The sequence below is a fragment of the Curtobacterium sp. MCLR17_055 genome (genome assembly GCF_003234305.1).
Classification (GTDB): Bacteria; Actinomycetota; Actinomycetes; order Actinomycetales; family Microbacteriaceae; genus Curtobacterium; species Curtobacterium flaccumfaciens.
The window spans coordinates 17988-39733 of sequence record NZ_QKSX01000023.1; the positions used below are offsets into that span (position 1 = coordinate 17988).

18 protein-coding genes are annotated in these 21746 nt (G+C 68.7%); 8 read left to right on the forward strand and 10 right to left on the reverse strand.

The features are described from left to right. Positions 1-97 precede the first annotated feature (97 nt). The 3 genes from DEJ09_RS16450 to DEJ09_RS16460 all read right to left on the reverse strand — a co-directional run bounded on the left by DEJ09_RS16450 (position 98) and on the right by DEJ09_RS16460 (position 4266). Positions 98-2308, reverse strand: coding sequence for an MMPL family transporter (locus DEJ09_RS16450; RefSeq protein WP_111089272.1), 2211 nt, complete (start codon positions 2306-2308; stop codon positions 98-100). A gap of 135 nt (positions 2309-2443) precedes the next feature. After that, positions 2444-3103, reverse strand: coding sequence for a response regulator transcription factor (locus tag DEJ09_RS16455; RefSeq protein WP_111022404.1), 660 nt, complete (start codon positions 3101-3103; stop codon positions 2444-2446). Then, positions 3100-4266 (reverse strand): sensor histidine kinase, encoded by a 1167-nt coding sequence (locus DEJ09_RS16460; protein ID WP_111040031.1) that lies wholly within the window; start codon positions 4264-4266, stop codon positions 3100-3102. The genes DEJ09_RS16455 and DEJ09_RS16460 overlap by 4 nt, the downstream gene beginning before the upstream one ends. A gap of 135 nt (positions 4267-4401) precedes the next feature. Between DEJ09_RS16460 and DEJ09_RS16465 the strand changes: the two genes are divergently transcribed. The 3 genes from DEJ09_RS16465 (at position 4402) to DEJ09_RS16475 (ending at position 6576) form a co-directional block, all read left to right on the forward strand. Further along, entirely contained in the window at positions 4402-4596 is a 195-nt protein-coding gene (locus DEJ09_RS16465; RefSeq protein WP_111055248.1) for a hypothetical protein, read from the forward strand. Between the two features lie 174 nt (positions 4597-4770). Beyond that, positions 4771-5190: a GNAT family N-acetyltransferase gene (locus DEJ09_RS16470; RefSeq protein WP_111089289.1), complete on the forward strand. Its 420-nt coding sequence runs from the start codon at positions 4771-4773 to the stop codon at positions 5188-5190. A 60-nt stretch (positions 5191-5250) separates the two neighbouring features. Beyond that, positions 5251-6576: a hypothetical protein gene (locus tag DEJ09_RS16475; protein WP_111089273.1), complete on the forward strand. Its 1326-nt coding sequence runs from the start codon at positions 5251-5253 to the stop codon at positions 6574-6576. A 41-nt stretch (positions 6577-6617) separates the two neighbouring features. On the opposite strand, the gene DEJ09_RS16480 is transcribed toward DEJ09_RS16475, so the two are convergent. After that, entirely contained in the window at positions 6618-7556 is a 939-nt protein-coding gene (locus DEJ09_RS16480) for a serine hydrolase (protein WP_071404465.1), read from the reverse strand. Then, positions 7556-9520 carry a M13 family metallopeptidase gene (locus DEJ09_RS16485; RefSeq protein ID WP_111089290.1) on the reverse strand — a complete coding sequence of 655 codons (1965 nt, stop codon included), beginning with the start codon at positions 9518-9520 and terminating at the stop codon, positions 7556-7558. The genes DEJ09_RS16480 and DEJ09_RS16485 overlap by 1 nt, the downstream gene beginning before the upstream one ends. 81 nt (positions 9521-9601) lie before the next feature. Here DEJ09_RS16485 and DEJ09_RS16490 point away from each other — a divergent pair, with 81 nt between their 5' ends. Beyond that, positions 9602-10939: a uracil-xanthine permease family protein gene (locus DEJ09_RS16490; RefSeq protein ID WP_111089274.1), complete on the forward strand. Its 1338-nt coding sequence runs from the start codon at positions 9602-9604 to the stop codon at positions 10937-10939. Between the two features lie 431 nt (positions 10940-11370). Here the strand turns inward: DEJ09_RS16490 and DEJ09_RS16495 are convergent, their stop codons facing one another. Both DEJ09_RS16495 and DEJ09_RS16500 read right to left on the reverse strand, forming a co-directional pair. Beyond that, complete coding sequence (locus DEJ09_RS16495) at positions 11371-12447, reverse strand: hypothetical protein (RefSeq protein WP_111089275.1); 1077 nt, start codon at positions 12445-12447, stop codon at positions 11371-11373. Positions 12448-12583: 136 nt separating this feature from the next. Then, the gene (locus DEJ09_RS16500; RefSeq protein ID WP_111089276.1) at positions 12584-13174 is read right to left on the reverse strand and encodes a hypothetical protein; all 591 of its coding nucleotides are present in this window, start codon (positions 13172-13174) and stop codon (positions 12584-12586) included. A gap of 161 nt (positions 13175-13335) precedes the next feature. Between DEJ09_RS16500 and DEJ09_RS16505 the strand changes: the two genes are divergently transcribed. The 3 genes from DEJ09_RS16505 (at position 13336) to DEJ09_RS17975 (ending at position 16901) form a co-directional block, all read left to right on the forward strand. Beyond that, the gene (locus DEJ09_RS16505) at positions 13336-14646 is read left to right on the forward strand and encodes an MATE family efflux transporter (RefSeq protein ID WP_111032456.1); all 1311 of its coding nucleotides are present in this window, start codon (positions 13336-13338) and stop codon (positions 14644-14646) included. A 35-nt stretch (positions 14647-14681) separates the two neighbouring features. After that, the gene (locus tag DEJ09_RS16510; RefSeq protein WP_111089277.1) at positions 14682-15869 is read left to right on the forward strand and encodes a lipopolysaccharide biosynthesis protein; all 1188 of its coding nucleotides are present in this window, start codon (positions 14682-14684) and stop codon (positions 15867-15869) included. A 264-nt stretch (positions 15870-16133) separates the two neighbouring features. After that, entirely contained in the window at positions 16134-16901 is a 768-nt protein-coding gene (locus DEJ09_RS17975) for a DUF5677 domain-containing protein (protein WP_146245760.1), read from the forward strand. A gap of 39 nt (positions 16902-16940) precedes the next feature. Here the strand turns inward: DEJ09_RS17975 and DEJ09_RS16520 are convergent, their stop codons facing one another. The 3 genes from DEJ09_RS16520 to DEJ09_RS16530 all read right to left on the reverse strand — a co-directional run bounded on the left by DEJ09_RS16520 (position 16941) and on the right by DEJ09_RS16530 (position 20322). Beyond that, on the reverse strand, positions 16941-17540 hold the full coding sequence (locus DEJ09_RS16520) for a hypothetical protein (RefSeq protein WP_181433395.1): 600 nt from the start codon (positions 17538-17540) through the stop codon (positions 16941-16943). Positions 17541-17759: 219 nt separating this feature from the next. After that, positions 17760-18995 carry a toll/interleukin-1 receptor domain-containing protein gene (locus DEJ09_RS16525; RefSeq protein WP_181433396.1) on the reverse strand — a complete coding sequence of 412 codons (1236 nt, stop codon included), beginning with the start codon at positions 18993-18995 and terminating at the stop codon, positions 17760-17762. A gap of 193 nt (positions 18996-19188) precedes the next feature. Then, a complete protein-coding gene (locus tag DEJ09_RS16530) occupies positions 19189-20322 on the reverse strand; it encodes a substrate-binding domain-containing protein (RefSeq protein ID WP_111089281.1) in 1134 nt (377 codons plus the stop codon). 115 nt (positions 20323-20437) lie between these two features. On the opposite strand from DEJ09_RS16530, the gene DEJ09_RS16535 reads away from it, so the two are divergent. Beyond that, the gene (locus DEJ09_RS16535; RefSeq protein ID WP_111089282.1) at positions 20438-21745 is read left to right on the forward strand and encodes an MFS transporter; all 1308 of its coding nucleotides are present in this window, start codon (positions 20438-20440) and stop codon (positions 21743-21745) included. Position 21746 lies beyond the last annotated feature (1 nt).

Here is a 21746-nt window from a genome sequence, read left to right on the forward strand (position 1 = left end):
CCGGCCGGTCTCGAGCACGGGCTGCTGCCGCCACGGAGGGAGCCGTCCCGCTGCGATCGCAGCGGGACGGCTCCTTCGGTCCTGAGGTGCTGGCCGACTAGCTGACCGGCACCGGGACGGCCCCGGTCCCCCGGTCGTGCTCGGGAGCCCGGTCGAGTCCGTGGCCCTCGGTGTCCAGGTTCGGGATGACCTTCTGCATCCAGCGCGGCATCCACCAGGCTGCTTCCCCGCAGAGCGTGAGGAGTGCCGGCATGATCATCATCCGCACCAGGAAGGCGTCTGCGAGGACCCCGACGAGCAGCCCGACGGCGATCGACGCGGCGACGGCCATCTCACTCGTGGCGAAGCCCGCGAAGACGACGGCCATGATCGTGGCTGCTGCGACGAGGACGGTGCCGGACTTGGTGAACCCGGAGAACACGGCGTCCTTCGGGCTCAGCCCACGGGAGTGTTCTTCCTTCATCCGGGACACGAGGAACACCTGGTAGTCCATCGCCAGCCCGAACAGGACCCCGACCAGGATGATCGGCAGCAGGCTCAACATCGGGTCACCCTGGGGTGCGGCGATGAGCGGGTCGAGCCAGCCCCACTGGAAGATCGCGACCGATGCACCGAACGCCGCCCCGACGGAGAACAGGTACCCGAGGGTGGCGAACAGGGGCACGAGCAGGGATCGGAACATCACGATCAGGAGCAGGAACGACAGCGCGACGATCACGATGATGTAGGTGATCAGTGCCCGGTTCATCTGCGCGGTGTCGTCGAGCCCGATCGCGGTCTCGCCGGTCACCTCGACGCGCACGCCGCTGATCGCCGTGGTCTCGTCGCGGATGTCCGTGACGAGCTGCTTCGTGCTCTCGGCGATCGGACCGCCGGTCGGGATGACGGTGAGGAGTGCGGCGTCGTCGGTCTTCGTGACCTGGCCGGGGACGACGGCTTCGACGTGGTCGAGGCCCGTGATCTCGTCCTCGACCGCGGTGAGGTTGCTGGTGACGTCGTCGCCCTGCACGAGCACGAGCAACGGGGACTGGATGCCGCCGAACTCGTCGACGATCAGGTCGTAGGCCTTCCGCTCGGACGACGTCGGGTCGGAGCCACCGGGGATGTTGGAGGCCGTCTTCATGTCGAGGACCGGTGCGGCGACGAGCCCGAGGACGACGACGGCGCCGAAGAGTGCGAGCCACGGGCGTCCGGTGACGAACCTGGCCCACCCGCGGAGGAAGTTCTTGCGGTTCGCGGGGCGCTGCGGGATCGGCTGACCGGCGGCGAGGAGCTTGCGCTGCTTCCGGGGCAGTGCACGGAAACCGAGGGTCCCCAGGAGGACGGGCAGCAGCGTGAGGGCCATCAGCACCGCGATCAGGACGCTGAACGCTCCGGCGAAGCCCATCACGGTGATGACCTCGTTGCCGGTCACGACGAGACCCACGAGGGCGATGATGACGGTGAGGCCCGCGAACACGACTGCGGTGCCCGCGGTGCCGGTGGCCCGGGCGACCGCGTCGACGACACTGCGCCCCTCGCGGAGCTCCGAGCGGAACCGGGTGAGGATGAACAGCGTGTAGTCGATCCCGACGGCGAGGCCGAGCATGGTCGCGAGCGTCAGGGTGGTCCCCTGGATCGGGTTGATCGCGGAGTACGCGAGGACACCGACCGTCCCGACGGCGACCCCGGAGATCGCGACGAGCATGTTCGCTCCGGCGGCCAGGAGCGAACCGAACGTCAGGAAGAGCACCAGGAACGCGACCAGGATCCCGATGACCTCGCCGGGACCGAAGGTGGCGTAGGTGTCCCCGAACAGGTGCCCGCCGACCTCGGCGTGGAAGGCAGCACGGTGGTCTGCTGCGAAGTCCAGGACGGTGTCGTACGTCTTCTCCTGGTTCGCTTCGGTGACGCCGGAGAAGGTCAGCGTGGAGATGACCGTGGTGCCGTCCTTCGAGACCATCGGGTTCCGCTGGGCGAACGGGTCCGAGACCGTCTGCACGCGCGGAAGGCTCTTCGCGTCGGCGAGGACTGCCTGCACCTCGGCGGCGGTGGCCTGGTCGGTGACCTTCGCTCCGTCTCGCGCCTGGAGGACGAGCTGCAGCGTCTTCGCGTCGCCCGACGACGAGGAACCGAGGTCGAACTTCTCGTTGACGACGGTGAGCGCCTTCGCGGCGGCGGTCGTGTTGCCGGCCGAGCCGGTGGCACTGGTGTCCATGCCGGCGGCGGTGACCGCGGTGAGGCCCGCGAAGAGCACCAACCAGACGGCGACGATGATGAGCCGGTGCCGGGCGCTGAAGCGTCCGATCGCGGCGAGGACCTTGGGCATGATGCTCCCGGAGAGAAGAAGAGGAAGCCACGCGGAGACCGTCGCGGCGGGTACTCCTCAATGCTCCGAGCAACGCTCCGTCCGGCCGTCGTCCCGTCGGAGCGACGGACCTACTGCGTCCGCAGTAGGTCCTGGTCAGTCGACGAGTCCGGCGCGGTAGGCGAGGGACACCAGCTGCGCACGATCACGGACGCCGAGCTTCGCCATCGCGCGGTTGGCGTGGGTCTTCACGGTGTAGGGCGAGACGAACATCTCCCGGCCGATCCGGTCGTTGTCGCCACCGCGGGCGATCGCCACCACCACGTCGTGTTCACGCGGGGTCAGCGCTCGGAGACGTTCCTGCGCATCGGTGTCGATGACGCGGTCGGACTGGGAGCTGACCTGCGCGATGACCGCGGCCTGCGCAGCCGCGGAGAGTGCTCCACCACCGAGGACGACCTCGTTGATGCCCGCCACGAGCTCGCGGGGTCCGACGGTCTTGCCGAGGAAGCCGTTCGCACCCGCCCGGAGCGCCGAGACCACGATCTCGTCCTGCTCGAACGTCGTCAGGATGACGATGCGGAGCTGCTCGGCGGAGAACCGCTCACGGAGGCGGCGTGTGGTCTCGACGCCGTCGATCCCCGGCATCCGCACGTCCAACAGGACGACGTCGACCGTCGTCGTCTCGAGGAACCGCAGGGCCTCGAAGCCGTCGCCGGCCTCGCCGGCGACGGTGAGGTCGTCGTGCGCCTCGAGGATGGTGCGGAGCCCGACGCGGATCATCGCCTGGTCGTCGACCAGCAGGATCGTCGTCACGACAGCTTCCTTCCGTCCAGCGCCAGCACGGCGTGCACGACGAACCGATCGGGTCGTTCGTCGACGTCCAGTGTCCCGCCTGCGGCCCCGACGCGTTCGCGCATGCCCACGAGCCCGAACCCGGACCCCTGCGTCTGCTTGGTCCGCGGCGCGCGTGGGTTGTCGGAGACCACGTGGAGTCGACCCTGCTCGGCGCGGACGGTGATCGTGACCGGGCCGGTCCCGTACCGGTGTGCGTTGGTCAGGGCCTCCTGCACGACGCGGTAGACGGTGACCTCAACCACGGGGGCGACCGGTTCGTCCGGCAGCTCGACGTCAGCCACGACGTCGAGCCCGATCGACGTGAACGACGACACCAACGCGGGCAGCGAGCCCAGCCCGGCGACGGTCTGGTCCGGAGCGGCATCCCGTGACCGGAGGAGCTCGAGGATCTGCTGCGTCTCGGCGGTGACCATCCGCAACGCCTCACGCGCGTCACCTGCTGCGCGTGCCGCCGTCACCGGGTCGCGGTCGACGGTGACCTCGACCGCACCCAGGTGCATGCTCGCCACCGCGATCTGGTGACCGACGACGTCGTGCAGGTCGCGGGCGATGCGGAGCCGCTCGGCGTCCACGCGTCGGCGCGCTTCGAGATCCCGTGACGCGATCGCCTCGCGGGCTTGCTCCCGCAGGGCCGACCAGTACCGGAGCTGTGCCCAGACCGCGGCCCCCGTGGCGCCGGCAGCCGCACACGCCGCGACCGCCGCCAACGCGTCGGGACTGACCAGCCCCGCACCGGACTCCACCGCGACCACGAGGTAGAGCGGCAGCGCGGTCGCGACGACCATGCGGAACGGGGCCGCACCGCGGAGGGTGACGGAGAACAGCGCGAACACCACGATCGTCCACCCCACGATCGGGTCCCACCCCTGCACCGCTGCCACCGCACAGCCGACCACGGTGAGCAGCACCCCCGGCCACGGGTAGCGACGAGCCACGGCCACACCGGCGATGCCGAGCAGCACACCGACCAACGGGAAGACCCCGGCGCCCGCGACGAGGACTCGGACGATCTCCACCGCTGCACCGGCCACGGCGAGGCCCGCGGCCAGCTCGGGCAGGAGCGCCGGGGACCGGAGCCACCACGGGTTCGGTGGCAGCACGAGATCACCGTCGTTCGTCATCCCCCGAGTCTCCTGCTTCCACCTCACCGACACGTACTGCGGACGCAGTAGGTTCGACGATCCGCGACGACGACGACGACGAGGCGCCGCGTCCCGATCCGGAGGATTGGCACCAATCCCACCGGAAGGCACCCCATGACGACGATCACCGCTCCCGAGTCCGCACCGACGGCCCGACGGCACTCCCTCACCCGCGCACCGCAGCTCACCGCGTGGGCCGCCCTGATGGGTGTCTCCGAGGTCGTCCGCTTCGCCGGGTTCATGACCCTGCTCGTCGCGATGGGCGTCGAAGCCGGCGCCCGACGCGTGATCGACCACGAGGAGGCATGAGCATGCATCCCATCCGCCCCGAGGACATCACGCTCCCCGACACCCGACCGATCGACATCACCGCGTCCATGCGCGAGGTCGAGTCCGGCGCAACGCACCCCGCTGATCGCTGACGGTCGCCCCGGTGTGATCCCGAGGCCGCATCACGCGTCCGGCTCGGGCACGATGGGCACCGTGACCACCACGATCAGCGACGAACGACCGGGCACCGACGAACTGGTGGCGCTGTACGACGCCGTCGGGTGGACCGCGTACACGCAGGACCCCGCAGCCCTCACCGCGGCGATCGCCGGCTCCCACACCGTGCTGACGGCCCGCGACGACGACGGCCACCTGCTCGGCCTGCTCCGCACGGTCTCCGACGGGGTGACGATCGTGTACGTGCAGGACGTCCTCGTCCTGCCGTCCGCGCATCGGTCCGGCATCGGTGGTGCGCTGCTCGACGCCGTCCTGCAGCGGTACGCCGGCGTTCGCCAGACGGTCCTGCTCACCGACAACGAGCCGGGGCAGCGAGCGTTCTACGAGTCACGTGGCCTCGTCGAGGTCCACGACGTCGAACCCCATCCGCTGCGCTCCTTCGTGCTCCTGCGCTGAGCACGGATGGGTCTCGCGACCGATTCCGGGCGGCGAGACGCCGTTCCTAGACTCGGACGCATGGGGGCTCGCGCACGGACACGTTCAGCGGCAGCCCTCGCGACCGCGCTCGGCGTCGTGCTCGCCCTCGCCGCGTGCACGTCGCCACCACCGCCGGCCGGGTCGGAACCGGCGCTCGCGAAGCTCATTACCCGGGTCGAGCGGTTGCCCGGGGTCGACACGGCCGAGGGCGAGATCCGTCAGGTCGACGCGAAGGACGACGCGCAGAACTGGATCACCTCGCTCGAGGTGCAGGCCGACACGACGGACCTCGCCGTCGCCGAACGGATCCGGCACACGGCAGCGCGGGGCGTCACCGGCACGACGCTGTCGGTGACCGTGGACGTGCCCCGCGGCCGGGCGTCGGCGCCGGTCGCAGTCGACCCGATGGACCCCGACGTCGTCGACTTGGCCGGACGGCTGCGCACGGAGCCCTTCGTGCACCGGCTGTGGGCGACCCCGTCACGTTCCACGATCTGGCTCGTGCCGGGCGTCAGCTTCACCGACGCCGTCGCGCAGGCCCGTCCGATCGTCGTTGGCCACCCGGCCTCGCTGGACCGTGGTGACGTTTCGGTGGGGATCACGGCGACGCACCCCGGGCGAGCACTCCTGCGCACGATCGACGGGTTCGACCGCGACGGTGACCACGACGTCGAGGGCCTGTACTACTCACCGGGCACGACCTACGCCGACGCTGCGCAGGCACCCGCAGACGAGCACGGAGCGGCTCCCGAGCCCGAACGGCCTTCCCTGTCGATCTACGGCGACAGAACCGGTGCCGTCGCCGACGTCCTCGTCCGGACGAAGGACGAAGCCGCCGACGCACACCGCGCTCCGCGCACCGCGTTCTCCGTCGGCATCGACGGGACGAGTGGCTGGCTCGGACTCCCCCTCGACGCCGAGAAGCCGCAGGACGCCACTGCCCCGGGCACCCCGACGTCGGGCCCGTCGCCGACCCCGTGGGTGCCCGCCGACGTCAGCGACCGGGCCGCGACGCTCCGGGCGTTCCTCGAGCGCTCGGCCGAGGCCGCCGGAGTCCCGGCGACCGTGACCACGGGCACCGAACAGTGCGCGCCGCCCGGATCGACCTGGTCACCCGATGCGACCGGCACCCGCGCGACGGCGTTCAGCATCGTGCCCGTGTTCCAGATCGTCGACGACGCGCAGGAGCCGTTCGACGCCGTGACCGCGCTGTGGACGTCGGAGGGCCTCGAGGTCAGCGGCCGGGCGATGGGGCGGGACTACTGGTCGTCGTCAACGGATGCGGACCCCGCCACGGCGAGCATCCGCGGCACCGTCGACGGGCTGAGCCTGAGCGCCGAGTCGGTCTGCGTCCCCCGGTCCTGACACGGAGACACCGCACCCGCCACGAACAGCATCGAACGCCGTCAGCGACGAGCCGGCGCGTGCACCGCCTCAAGCACCTCGGTCCCCATGGTCCGCAGCGCCTCCACCACGGCCAACCGCCGCTGCAACGAAGCGTCGTCGAACGTGACGGTCACGGCGTAGCTGACCGACGACCCCGGCCCCCGCAGGATCCCCGCCTCCGCCCGCACGCCGGTGCTCGACCCGGTGACCGCGACGACCTGCAACCCGTGGTCGAGTGCACGGTGCGCCAGGGGGTCGAGCCCGAAGGACCCGGCGACCAGGTTCAGGTCGCTCGCCAGGGACAACCAGCCGAGCACCCGGTTCGACACCGCCTCGTCGACGACTTCGCCGAGCGCCAGTCCACGCATCACCCAGGACAGCTCCCCGGTGGGTGCGACAGAGGCGTCCGGGGCGTCGTCCGGGCCGCGGCGGTCCCGCACGCGGTCGATCAACGCCGTGCGCTCGATGCCCAGGGACTCCGCGCGCTCCCGGACGGCGTCGATGCCCACGGTCGACAGCAGTGCGTTCATGGCCCAGGCGTCGGCGGTGGCCCCGACCAGGGTCGCCAGGTCGGGCACCTGCATGGTCGGCTCCTGCAGGAACTGCCACAGGCCGGCACCGGTCGCGGTGTCGCGGGCCATGCGCTGCAGGCGGTCACCGTGCAGCCGGCCGTCCTCGAGCTGGGCGGCGACCTCGATGAGCAGCAGGACGCGGCCCAGGCTCGCGACCGGCTGCACCAGGGTGTCGTCGATCGCGAGCAGGGCCTTGCCGCTGGAGGTGTCGATCACCGAGGCGCTGACCCCGGCGCCCTCGAGCGCGAGGGCACCGAGCGCCTCGGTGGTGGCGGTGAAGCGGTCGTCGGCCCGGCCGCTGTGCCGCCCACGACCGCGGCCGCCACCTGCTGGGCGGTCGTCCGGTCGCCGGCGGCGCGACGACCGGGCCGCGTCCGGCTCCGTCATCACCAGATCGCGACGCGCTCGGCGGGGTCGAGGTACATCGCGTCCTGCTCGGTCACGCCGAAGGTGTCGTACCAGACGTCGATGTTCCGCACGACCTGGTTGCAGCGGAACTCGTTGGGCGAGTGCGGGTCGATGCTCAGCAGACGAGCCGCCTCTTCCGGGCGGATCGCCATGCGCCAGGCCTGGGCCCAGCTCAGGAAGAAGCGCTCGGCACCGGTGAGTCCATCGACGACCGGGGGCTCCTGGCCGTCGAGCGACAGCAGGTACGCCTTCCACGCGATCGACAGGCCACCGAGGTCACCGATGTTCTCGCCGATCGTCAGGGCACCGTTCACGTGGCTGTCGGGCACCTCGGTCGGTACCAGGGCGTCGTACTGGGCGATGAGGGCCTTCGTACGCTCCTCGAACGCCGCGCGGTCGGCCTCGGTCCACCAGTTCTCGAGCTTGCCGTCGCCGTCGTACTGCGACCCCTGGTCGTCGAAGCCGTGGCCGATCTCGTGCCCGATGACGGCACCGATCGCGCCGTAGTTCGCGGCGGCGTCGCGGTCTGCGTCGAAGAACGGGAACTGCAGGATCGCGGCCGGGAACACGATCTCGTTGAAGCCGGGGTTGTAGTACGCGTTGATCGTCTGCGGGGTCATGAACCACTCGTCGCGGTCGATCGGCTTGCCGATCTTGCCGAGCTCGCGGTCGACCTGGAACGAGGCGACGGCGCGGACGTTCGCGACCAGGTCGTCGGAGAGGACGGGCAGCGCCGAGTAGTCGCGCCACTTCACCGGGTAGCCGATCTTCGGCGTGAACTTGTCGAGCTTGTCGAGCGCACGGGCACGGGTCTCGTCGGTCATCCAGTCGAGCGCCGTGATGCTCTGCCGGTACGCCTCGACCAGGTTGGCGACGAGGTCGTCCATCTTGGCCTTCGAGGTCTCGTCGAAGTGCTCCTGCACGTAGATGCGGCCGACGGCCTCGCCCATCGCGCCCTCGACCAGCGAGACGCCACGCTTCCAGCGCTCGCGCTGCTTGGGCGCACCGGTGAGTGCGGTGCCGTAGAACGAGAAGTTCGTGGCCGAGAACGCGCTCGTCAGGTACGCGGCGGAGCCCCGGATGACCTGCCAGCGCAGCCAGTCCTTCCAGACCTCGAGCGGCTGGTCGTTCAGCAGGTCGGCCAGGCCGGTGATGAACGAGGGCTCGCGCACCACGACGGTCTCGAAGGCGCCGGCCGGGGCGTAGATGGCCTGCCACCAGGTCTGCAGGTCGACGCCCTTCGCGAGCGCGGCGACCTCGGCCCAGGGCAGCTTGTTGTAGGTCTTCTGGCTGTCGCGGGTCGTGACGTTGTCCCAGTGCTGGGCGGCGAGCGCCGTCTCGAGCGCGATGACGTGCTCGGTGCGGGCGCCGCCGTCGTCGAGGCCGGCGAGCGGGAACATCGCCGCGACGAACTCGCGGTACTTCTCGCGGATGTCGGCGAAGCGCTCTTCGCGGTAGTACGACTCGTCGGGCAGCCCGAGGCCGGACTGCTCCAGGAACACGACGTAGGACTCGGGGTCGCCCGGGTCGTTGTCGACGAAGAGCTGCAGGAAGCTCGGCAGGCCGATGCGCTCGAAGCGGCCGACGGCGGCGATGACCTCGGGCACGGACTGGATCTCGGTGATCTCGGCGAGCAGGTGCTCGATCGGTGCGGTGCCGAGCTCCTCGAGCCGCGCTTCGTCGGTGAACGAGGTGAAGAGGTCACCGACCTTGCGCTCCTCGGTGCCGGGGGCGGCCTGCTGCGAGCGCTCGATGATGTCGCGCACGGCGATCTCGGCGGCTTCGGCCAGCACCGTGAAGGAGCCGTACCGGGCCTTGTCGTCGGGGATCGGCGTCGCCTCGATCCAGGTCCCGTTCACGTGGCGGTACAGGTCGTCCTGGGGGCGCACCGCGGGGTCGAGTTCGTCAGTGTGGATGCCGGAGGCACGTGCGACGTCGGTCATGCGGTCCACGATAGCCACCGACCCCATGGGGCAGGTCGATCCGGGTCGTCACCGGCACACGGCTGCCGGTACGGTCATCGCATGGGACTTCCGTGGCAGCTGCACGGCGACGGCAAGACCGTCTCCGCGACGACGATCGTGGCACCCGACGAACGGCTCACCTGGCCCCGGACCATCGGCCTCGGCGTGCAGCACGTCGTCGCGATGTTCGGCGCCACGTTCCTGGTGCCCCTGATCACCGGGTTCCCGCCGTCGACGACGCTGCTGTTCAGCGGCATCGGCACGATCCTGTTCCTGCTCATCACGGGCAACCGCCTGCCGAGCTACCTCGGCTCGTCGTTCGCCTTCATCGCCCCGATCGGTGCGGCGACCAAGATCGGCGGCATCCCGCTCGCCCTGTCCGGCATCATCGTCGTCGGTGCGCTGCTCGCGATCGTCGGGCTCGTCGTGCACCTGGCCGGCGCCGGGTGGATCGACCGGCTGATGCCCCCGGTGGTCTCCGGCGCGATCGTCGCCCTGATCGGCTTCAACCTGGCTCCGTCGGCCCGGGACAACTTCACGGAAGCCCCGGTCATCGCGGTCATCACCCTCGCGACGATCATCCTGGTCACGGTCCTGTTCAGGGGCCTGATCGGCCGCCTGTCGATCGTCATCGGCGTGCTCGTCGGGTACGTCGCAGCGCTCATCGGTGGTCAGGTCGACTTCTCGAAGGTCGGCGACAAGCCGTGGATCGGTCTGCCGGACTTCACCGCTCCCGCGTTCGACCCGTCGCAGCTCCCGATCTACCTGGCGTTCGTGCCGGTCGTCCTGGCGCTGGTCGCCGAGAACGTCGGCCACGTCAAGGGCGTCGGGCAGCTGACCGGCCGTGACCTCACGCCGCTCACCGGTCGTGCGCTCTTCGCCGACGGCATCTCGACCGTCCTGGCCGGCGTCGGCGGCGGCTCCGCCACCACCACCTACGGCGAGAACATCGGCGTCATGGCCGCCACCCGCGTCTTCTCCACCGCCGCCTACTGGGTCGCCGCGATCGCGGCCGTCCTGCTCGGCCTGTCGCCGAGGATCGGCGCCGTCATCTCCTCGGTGCCCGCGGGCGTGCTCGGCGGCGCCACCACCGCGCTCTACGGCCTGATCGGCATCATCGGCATCCGGATCTGGGTCGAGAACCGCGTCGACTTCTCGAAGCCGAAGAACCAGCTGACCGCCGGCATCGCCCTGATCATCGGCATCGCCAACTTCACGTTCACCTTCGGCCAGGCGAGCTTCGGCGGCATCATCGTCGGCACCATCGCAGCGATCGTCGTCTACCACGTGATGGACGTCATCGGCCGGGCCCGCGGCACCGACGAGCCCTCGACCGAGGCCGCCGACCCCGCACACGCCGCCACCGGCGCCGTCCCCGCGGAACCGCGCGCCGACTGACGCGAGTGGTCGGCCGGAACGCGCGTCCGGCCTGACGACGTGGGACCACCGGACTGGAGGCCCGTGGCGGGCGCCGCCACGGGCCTCCAGTCCGCGACGGGGTCATACCCACCCCGCCTGTCAGCTGAGCGCACCCTGACGCTCCGCATCCGAGTCGTAGCTCAATGAGCTCGCCGCGGTACCAGCGGTCGCCCTGTGGACCGCACGGCGGTGGAGCTTCCCGGGATGCCTGCTCAGTCAGCGGAGCTCTTTGAACGCAAGGATCGAGGCGGAACTTGCGTGATAGCCGACACGGCTGCGTCTCTCGGGGGATACTGACTGGACCACGTCTCACGCTGGCGCAAGAAGAGTGATCTTCAGGAAAACCGTATTCAACCGGCGTCGATTCGACGGGCCTACAGCTTACGGCGGTCCGCGGTGCGCACGAAGGTTCATCGGAGCAGGTTGCGAAGCCGCGACAGGCGGCTCGTTGCTACTTGCTCGGATGCGGTTCGTGTCGGCCTGTTCTCGCGTCCGTCGCGCGACGCCTTGGCATACCGAGTAACGACGTCTCGGGCTGCGAGCCGACGGGCAACTCCACGCACACTCCAATTCCGCAACACGCGATACCGCATAGCGGCGTAGGTGGAGCAAATGATCCCGAGGAGCTGGAGGCCAATCGCTGCGTCGAAGGCCACGGTGACCCGGGACATCGGCTGCGCGAGCGCACCGAACACGAGGAATGCCGCCACGGCGTAAGGGACCAGCCAAGGCATCAAACGGCCAACCCGGTCTGCGGCTGCATACGAGGACCACGCACCCCAGGTGAAGACTGCCGTGACAATGACCGCCAGAAGAATCAGCGCGCCGAGTAGCGGCAGAAGCGGCACCAGGTCTCGCGGATATAAGGCGAAGACCACCGACCATGACAGGCATCCGAATATCGCCGCCTGCGTGACGATGACAAGCCAAGTTGGACGACGCGATCGGGGACGAAGCGATCTAAGTATCGCGGCAGCTGCTTCCGCATTCTTCACCGCGGCTTCGTACCGTTCTTGCCGATCAAATACGATAAACCCGCCCAGCTGCGCGCCGAGGAAGACGATGGCTGCCTCAGCGGGGACAAGGACGAGGACGATCATCTGATCGGCGGGATGCGTAGCCGCAAACACGAGCAGTAACACGAACGGCGCGGCGGTCGCCGCGGTCGCCAGCTCGGCGATGAAGCCGAGATCTCGCCGCCGCCGCTGCACGTGCGGTAATCCGAGCAGCTGTCCGCCGCCAACGAACACGTAGAAGCTCAGCAGTAATGAGATCAGCAGCGCGAGGAACCAGCCGATGTGCTTCATCAGGGTCGCTCCGGCGGCGTCAAGCCAACCTGGCACTCCTCCCCAACCCAGCCGTTGAACGCCGGGGTCCAGGAGTGACAGCAAGGCGGTGAGGAGGCAGAGCAGGACTGAAAAAGCCATGATCTCGACCAACGCCTGCGACGTCGGCCGTACCTGCGTTTGCTCAACAGTTTCCGCCATAGGGAGGTCTCCTCACTGCTTTCTCGCGGTCAGATGGACATCTGGAACTGGCCGGGCGGGAGGCGATGGTTCCCCTCGGCCCCAATCTCAAATGTGTTCGTGAACAGGACAGCAGAGTTCATTGGAGACAGCTGTGTTAGGCGTTCACCCAACTGGGCCGATTCAGAAGCCAGGGGTGCCCCTCGGGGAGCCCGACACGGTCTCCGAAGGCGAGGTCTTCGAACCGCGCGGGCAACATGACCGGCACAGCAGAGGTCGGCTGGGCGAGCAGGTCCCACCGATCCTCGTACCGACCCCAAACGCTGATGTGCACGCGGGACCTGTCGACACCCGCGTTCCGGGTTCCCGGAACCGCGTCGGGGTCCGTTCGCCAATCTTCATGCGCGATGAAGGCTGCAGCCGCAACGTGGTCTCGGGGAACGATGAACGAACGGGGCGCCGAGACGTAGTCGGACTGTTCCGGCAGGCTCACGAAGACGAACCACTCTCGATCCGAGCGCGCCGTCTGCTGCGAGTTCGAGCCGAGTGGGTAGTTCACATTGGAGGCTGCTCGAGCCGCTTTGACCTGCACCTCGATCGCGGGGCGCGAGAGGTCTTCGGTATGCACGGCGAGGATGTCCGTCCGCGCGAGCCCATCGCGCGTCAGCGCGGCACCCCAACCCTGCCGGGCGAGCATCGAACACACCCAGTGTTCCCCAGCGGACTTCGTCATCTTGTTGTCGGCCATCAGTGCTTCCATTCGATGTGGATGGGCCTATCGACAACACACGGCGTCATGTTAGGTATTCTCACTTTCCAAGGGCTTCGGGATCCGGGGCTGGGCTACGAAACGCGCGCACTCGGCATCGCCGACAGAATGGGTCGGTGCACCGACCGACGCGACCCGCTGTGACCGCTGAGCGGCGCGCGGTCGACCGCGACATCGTGCGGCTGGCGGTGCCTGCGCTCGGAGCGCTCGTGGTCGAGCCGCTGTTCCTGCTGACCGACACCGCGCTCGTCGGGCACCTCGGCGCGACGCCGCTGGCGGCCGTCGGGCTCGCGAGCGCCGTGCTGTCGACGGTGACCGGGCTGCTGGTGTTCCTGGCGTACTCGACGACCCCGGCCGTGGCTCGAGCACTCGGTGGTGGCGACCGTCGCGGAGCCGTGCACGCGGGCATCGACGGGATGTGGCTCGCGCTCGTGCTGGGGGTGGTGCTGGCGCTGGTCGGGTGGCCGCTCGCCGGGCCGCTCGTCGACCTGTTCGGCGCCTCGGCCGAAGTGTCGGCCGCCGCGACCGCGTACCTGACCATCTCGCTGATCGGGCTGCCCGGCATCCTGGTGGTGACGGCCTCGACCGGACTGCTGCGTGGGTTGCAGGACACGAAGACCCCGCTCGTCGTCGCCACCATCGGGTTCGTCGCGAACGGGCTGCTCAACGCCGTCCTGATCTACGGCGCCGGCTGGGGCGTCGAGGGATCCGCCGCCGGCACCGTCATCGTGCAGTGGGCGATGGCCGTCGTCTACGTGCGCATCGCGGTGCGGGCCGCTCGGTCGTCGGGGGCGCCGCTGCGACCCGGCGCCTCGGGCGTCGCCCGGGCGCTGCGGTCGGGGGCATGGCTGTTCCTGCGGACCGCGTCGCTGCGGATCGCGATGCTCGCGACCGTCGGGGCCGCCGCCGGGCTGGGGACCACCGGGCTGGCGACGACGCAGGTCGGGCTGACCGTCTTCTCGACGCTGGCGTTCGCGCTCGACGCTCTGGCGATCGCCGGGCAGGCGCTCGTCGGACACGGACTCGGCGGACGCGACCCGGAGCGGGTGCGACTGGTGACGCGACGGCTCGTGCTGCTCGGGATCGCCGGTGGTGTGCTGCTCGGGGTGCTGACCCTGGCCGTGAGCGGGGTGCTCGGGCCGGTGTTCTCGGACTCGCAGGCGGTGCGCGACGCCCTGCCCGTCGTGCTGGTGCTCATCGCCGTCGGGATGCCCGTCGCTGGGTACGTCTTCGTGCTCGACGGAGTGCTGATCGGCGCCGGGGACGCGCGGTACCTGGCCATCGCCGGAGGCGTGAACCTCGTCGTGTACCTGCCGCTGCTCTGGTGGGCCGGCGGGACGCTCGCGGGGTTGTGGGCGGCCTTCGCCCTCGGGTACATCGGGGTCCGGGCGGTGACGCTCGGGGTGCGGGCGCACCGGCGCGGCTGGGTGGAACAGGCGTTGGCGCGGTGAGCGGGGCTGCTCCTTCTGCGGCACCGTCGTCCTCGGTGGCTTCGTCGGCCGTGCTCGCCACGGTCGGCATCGGGGTGCAGGGCGTCGCGAAGCTGCTCGTGACCGTCGTCGTCGGTCGGGTGTTCGGCACCGAGACCCTCGGGCAGACCACGGCGCTGCTGTCGCTCTCGGTGTTCGTCGCCCTGCTCTGGCCGAACGCCGCGGGCAACACCGCGTCGCGGTTCCTGGCGATCGCACTGCGGGGTCGACGGTCGGACGCCGCGGTGAACCGGCTGCTCGGGGTGTCGATGCTGGTGTCGAGCGTGGTGCTCGCGGCGGTCACCGTGCCGATCATGCTGGCCTGGGGCAACGGCCCCGGCATGGTGCTCGGTGGTGCCGCGGTCGTCGTCGGCTACGGCCTCTACTGCTACGCCCGCGGCGCGCAGCTCGGCTACGACCGGGCACCCCGGGTCGCGCTCTGGGACTCCGTGACGAGCGTCCTGGCGCTCGGGTTGCTCGTGGTGGCGTGCGTCGCCCGGCTCGAGCCCTTCGTGTTGCTGCCCCTGGCCATCGGGTACACGGTGTTCGCGATCACCTGCTGGCCCCGGGGCAACGGCTTCTCGCCGGCTTCGCACGAACCCGCCGCCGGGGTGCTCGGGTTCGCGGCGTGGAACGTGCTGGCGGTGGTGACCTCGAACGGGTTGCTGCAGTTGACGATGATCTCGGCGCAGGTGGCGTCGTCGGCGCACGACGCCGGCGTCTACGCAGCCGCGTTCACCCTGGCGACGCCGGCGTCGATGCTCGGGCAGGCGTTGGGGCAGGTGCTCGTCCCGGCGTTCGCGCACCGGACCGATGGTGGATCGTTGCGCTCTCGCGGAGCGCTGCTGCTCGTCGTCGGGTTCGCTGCTGCGTCCGCCGTCGTCTTCGGCCTGGTCGCGCTGCTCGCAGGGTGGTTCCTGCCGATCGTCTACCCTGCCGAGGGTGCCGCTGCCGTCGCCGACCTGCGGTACCTGATGGTCGCGGTGTGGGTATTCACCGTCGGGCTCGTGCCGGCGGCGTTGCTGCTCGCCGCTGGACGCTCGCGCCAGGTCGCCCTTGCCTCAGTTGCCGGGTTCGTCGTCGGGGCTGGGCTCATGGCCGTGCTCGGGCCCGTCGCAGGAGTCGCGGGTGGGACCACCGGATTCCTGGTGGGGAGTGCGGTGAACCTGGTTGCGGTGGTCGCGCTTGGGGTGCGGCGAGGCTGAGCTGCGAACCGGACGGTTGGCCGACAGCTGAGGGCCAGAAGCCGCCGAACGCGTCACCTACAAGCGTCAGACGTGCCAGACCATTTCGCGCCTGAGAAGGAAGAACCATGCGCACGTAACACCGCCCGAGCTGGACGCACTCCTCTTAGGCGAGCCTGGCGTCACCGTCCCCCAAGACCGTGGCCCTTCATATATCCTTTCGGAACGCGCAAACCTATAACGAATCACGTTGATTGCCGCAATTCAGCCATTAGGGATCGAGACATGCCGACACCGACGGACTACCGAGCGATCATCCGGCAGCTCGCCGAGATCTGGGACCACGACGCAGGCCGGAAGACAGTCCCCTTGCGAACGGATATCGATCTTCAGGTCACGGTCCTGGTGAGAGGACTCGCTGCACACGCTATCGATTGTGGTCGAGGTGTTCTCACTCTCTACGAGGCCGGGCAACCCGTCGCAGCAGTCCCACTCATACGCACCCTAATGGAAGATTCGCTGACTGCCGGCTGGGTGCTGGTCGTACCAGAGGGCTGGAAGGACTTTCTTAGCGACGGCAGCAAGGCGCGTGCTCGAGCGCTTCGAGAAGCGATGGAAGCGAAAGCCGACGGCGCTAGCGACGAGTGGGAAGCACGGCGCCAAGAGTACGAGGATCAAGTTGGAGACCTTGGTCCTGCCTCGCCGGCCTACACCATCTTCAAACAGCGTCTCGACGCCATCGCCGGCACGGAAGGCATGTACCTGGTTTATCGCTACCTCAGCGGCCTCACACACGCCGGTGCCGACATCGTAGATCTCTATACAGCCGCCAACCCAAACCAGGGCCTTCCGGTAACGTACCGTCGCTTCGCGGCGCACAGCATGGCAGCGCTGCTCCTAGGGCACGCAGCGATTTCGCTGCTCCAGGCCCTCATCGCGTGGGACACAACGATGCCCGGTGTACCACATAAAACAACACTCGACGAGATTGCCGCCCAACTCGGAGTGATGGATACCTGGGAAGCCAAGCAAATCAACTACCGATCGCGATAACCGTGCGCAACTCCGCGTAATCACGGTGGGAAGCCTTGCCTAGAGAACCAAACCCACGTCACGTAAATCGGCCACTTGCTTTCTAAACTCCTCGCTGATCGGCTCTTCGCGCAACCATGCTCCAAGGACCATGAAACCGGTGTATGACGCCCGCGCAACAAGCGCGCCGACGGGCTCCCCGCCCGCAAGACGCGCAATCTCCCGCACGTCGTCGAGAACAGCAAGGCAGACACGTGCAGATTCGCGAAACTGAACGTCAGTGATCAATTCCACGTCAACCGACAGGCCATCGTGGCGCGTTTCCCACCACAGTGGAAACGCTTCTTCAAGCTTGTCTGTCTCGACGACCTCAGTCACCGAGCCGTGACCCGGGACATCCATCCGCACCGGGAAAGCGGTGAACACGAAACGCTGCTGGTAGCGGTGGGCGGCTCGAAACTCGGCGACAAGACCCAAAACAGCGTTGCGCTCTAGTACTCGGCGCTCACGAAGAAGGTCATCCGTCCGCCGCGTATCCTCGCGCTTGGCCACACTTTGCGCTAGCCGTTCCGATGAACGCGTCGTGGCGTGGTGCACCCAGATAGTCACTACTGCGCCACTAACCGCCGCGACGCTCGCAGCAAGCCACCCAAGGTCCATGGATAGAGACTAGGACCCTTCCTTATGCCTATGCGAGGAGACACGCTTCATCGGCGAAAGACGGGCTCCGAGCTATCCCACAATTACCCTCCCGAGCAGGACCAGGAGGGCGAGGGCGAGTTCCTGGCAGGGCGAGTTGCCCCATGCCGCCCCCGAACTCCCGTCCCCGAGCCGAGCGTAAAGGCTCAAGCACCGAGCCCTGACGCCGCCGCCAGCGTCTTACTTCGGATCGGCGCTATCAGAACTCGTCAGAGCCTCCCGAGCGGGCGCCTGGTCCTCGGGAAATTGAACCGCATCAAGCAGATCGGCCCACTCTTGCATCACTGCTTGGCCGTCGATGATGTTTTGAGATCCCGTTTCGTACCGCTTCAACGCGGGACGCATGTCGCGTGAGAGCCTAGCCAGATTACGCCCGCTATAGATTGCAGACCGCACTTGTTCCGTAGCTTGCGCTCCCGCCTGCACCATGCCCCGAACCGCTTCCTGGGCTTGGGTGAGCGCGGCACGGTCCTCCAAGGTGGCTGTCGTCTGCGCATGCCCAATCTCGGCCAGCGCTCTGAACGAAGGGTCGATGCCAAGCAGCGTCCGCATGTACTCGTCACCAGCTTCAACGATGCGTTGCGTAGGCGACTCGAGCTCATTAGCCACGCGCTTGAGGACGACGACCTTCGCAGCGAAGCTGTCAGTCGACCTCTGATTCAAGTCAGCCGTCCCAGCTTGAAGGATCTCGTTGAAATCTTCCGCGGCATCCTGAAACGCCTTCATCGCGACGGTCCACGCCTGCGTTCGCTCCGGGAACTCCGCGACTAGCTCTAAGGGAGAGGGCGAGTCTCCGTAAGGGTCGCCCAAGTCTTCGCCTTCAGATTCGGCGAGCGCGGCTCCCTCCTTACTCCCCCCCTCCGGTACCCGGGTACCGGGTGCGGAGTCGTGGGCTGGCTGTCGCTGAACTTCCTGCATCAGGCCACGAAGCTCCTTAGCAAGATCATTGACTGCCTGTCGGTGTTCCGCGCCAGCTTCGTCGACGAGTCGTAGGTGCTCCCAGTCTTTATACTGCGTTTCGGCAGCGATAGCCTTCGCCTGGTTGGGGCTGGTCGCCACTAGGTCCTCAACCGCCGCATATCTGATGGCCAAGAGATATTTTGAAACACCAAGTGCACGGGTGGTGTTATAGAACTCAAAGAACTCCCGGCGGCACTCATCGCTGGCGAAGAAGGATGGGCTTAGAACGGGAATGAAGAAGGTCGTGGACTGCAAAGCGCCATCGATGCGCTCTTTCCACTTTTGTCCCCAGCGAATATCAGAGCGATCCACGAATATCTCTAGGGTCTCGCCAGTGAGAACCCGATACTCCATCTGAATTGCTTTCGCCAGACGTCGGATGCGTCCGCCGTCAGCCTCGTCGTCGACGTGCGCGTAGCTTAGAAAGCCAACTGCGTTGTCCAGCTCGTAGTCCATAGGTGAGGGTAGGTCGTCTTGCCCTACTTCAGTCAATGGCTGCTCGGCAAACCGCGGTTCTGGGCTACCGGCAAATTCAACGTTGGGCGGGTTGCGCAACCAGGTTGTTCGGGCAGTCCGACTCGGGCCACCGACATCGGGAGCGCACATCGATCTCTGCCCCACACACGCTGCGGGAAGAACAATGATCCGCTCAGCTGACGCGTGACCCCGGCGGCGGCCCCGTCGTGTCCCCCACCCGCAACTCCGAGGTGAAGGACGCTGGTTGCGGCTCCGCCCCCTCGAGCATGGCCAGGGCGGCACGGGCTGCAGCTTGGCCCTTCTGCACGAAGGGCTGCACCAGGGTGGTCAGGTGCCGGATCGGGGTGCGGTGGAGCAGGCTGTCGTCCACCGTGATGCCGTCGAAGCCGACGACGCTGACGTCCTCGGGGACACGGAGTCCGGCGTCGAGCGCGGCCGAGATCACCCCGACAGCGATCAGGTCGCTCTGCGCGATGACGGCGGTGGGGCGGGGGCCGTCCGGCGCGAAGAGCTCGGTACCGGCGAGACGTCCCTCTTCCACCGAGCTGCCGGCGGTCTCGATCGCGACGGCGTCCGGGTAGACCTGGCGCACACCACGCAGTCGCTCGAGGGTGGTGAAGGCGATGCCCTCGTCCTGCCGGGCCGCGTCGATCGCGCCGCGGCGGCGTGCGGCATCGAGGGGCAGGGTCACGACGGTCACGTCCCCGTGGCCGAGCCCCTGCAGGTACTCCGCAGCACGGCGTGAGGCATCCCGGTTGTCGAGCTGGACGGGGACAGCACCCTCGATCTCGTCCGCCTCGATCGCGACGACGGGGATCTGCCGACGCCGCAGTACGGCGACGGCCGGGTCGATCCGGACGTTGCACCCGACGAGCACCACGGCATCCATCGGGGCATCCACCAGCGGACCGGCACCCTGCTCGTCGTCGAGCGGACTCCGCACGAGCAGCAGTGAGGCACCGGCAGCACCGGCGACCTCGGCGATGCCGTCGAGCGTCAGGACGTTCACCGGGTCACGGAAGGCGTCACTCAGGCGCTCGTCCATCACGACGCCGATGACACCGGAACGACCGCGGCGCAGCGAACGGGCACGGGGATCGGGACCGCCGTAACCGAGGTCGGCGGCAGCGGCGAGCACGCGGGCCTTGGCGTCCTCGGACACCGGGCCGAGACCACTGAACGCGAGCGAGGCCGTCGACGGCGCGACCCCGGCAGCACGGGCGACCGCTGCCAGCGTCGGGCGCGACGAACGGGTGACGCCGCCGCGGGAAGGCGACGCGCCGGGTCCTGTTGCCGGTTCGTCCATCGCCCGTTAGCGTAGCCGGAACGAGCAGTCGAATCGATTCGACAGTCGCAAGACCAGCACCGACACGCACCAGAACGCGCAGCACCGCGCGCGCCGCAGCACGATGGGAACCACCATGACGACGCCGTCCACCCGCACCGTCCCGACCACCAAGGCCTGGATCATCGCGGTGTTCGTGGTGTTCACCCTGTCCGGGCTCGACATCGCGACGTGGCTGGGCCGGATCCCGAGCGTTCGCGACTCCCTCGGGGCGAGCACGTTCGAGATGGGCCTGCTCGTGCTCGGCATGGCCGTCGGCTCGATCGGCGGTCTGACCTTCGCCGGGCACATCGTCGCGAAGCTCGGTGCGAGGCGGGGCGTGCAGGTGGCTGCGGCGTGCCTGGCGGTCGGGATGATCTTCGCCGGCGTCGCGGTCACGCTCGGGTGGGGCTTCGCCGCCATCTGGATCTCGCTCATCGCGTTCGGCTTCGGCAACGGCCTGTGCGACGTGTCGATGAACGTCTCCGGCGCCGCCGCCGAGAAGGCCGGCGGACGCACGATCATGCCGCTGTTCCACGCCGCGTTCAGCCTCGGCACGCTCGCCGGCGCAGGCCTCGGTGCGCTGGCCGAGAAGCTCGAGATCCCGGTGTCGTGGCACTTCATCGTGCTCGTCGTCATCACGAGCGCCGCCATGCTCGTCGCCGTCGCGAAGTTCCAGGACGAGCACCGCTTCGAGCAGCCGGTGTCGACCGACACCAGCCCGGTCGCGACGCCGCTCACCCGCTGGCAGGTCTGGGCACAGCCCTCGACGCTGCTCATCGGCGTGATCGTGCTCGGCATGGCGCTGGCCGAGGGATCCGCGAACGACTGGCTGCCCCTCGCGATGATCGACGGCCACGGGCTCGACAACGCCGGCGGTGCTGCCGTGCTGACGGTGTTCCTCGCCGCGATGACCGCCGGCCGCGTCGCCGGCAGCCCACTGATCGACAAGTTCGGCCGCGTGCCGATCCTGCGCATCAGCGCCGCCGTCGCGGTGGTCGGCCTCGGCATGCTCATCTTCATCGACAGCGTGCCGCTCGCGATCGTAGGGGTCGTGCTCTGGGGCCTCGGAGCCAGCCTCGGCTTCCCGATGGGCATGTCCGCCGCGGCCGACGACCCCCGCACCGCGGCCGCCAAGGTCAGCGCCGTCGCGACGATCGGCTACGTGGCGTTCCTGGCCGGGCCGCCGCTGATCGGGTTCCTCGGTGAGGAGATCGGCCTGCTCGGGGCGCTGCTGATCGTCTTCGTGTTCATCATCGCGGCCGGCCTGGCCTCGGGAGCAGCGCGCGAGACCGGCGCCGCCGCCCGGCCCGCCCGCGGGACCGCCAAGACCAGCGGGACGACGAAGCGCGAGACCGAGCAGGCCAGCCAGACCGACAAGACGAGCGAGACCAGCCGCAACTGAC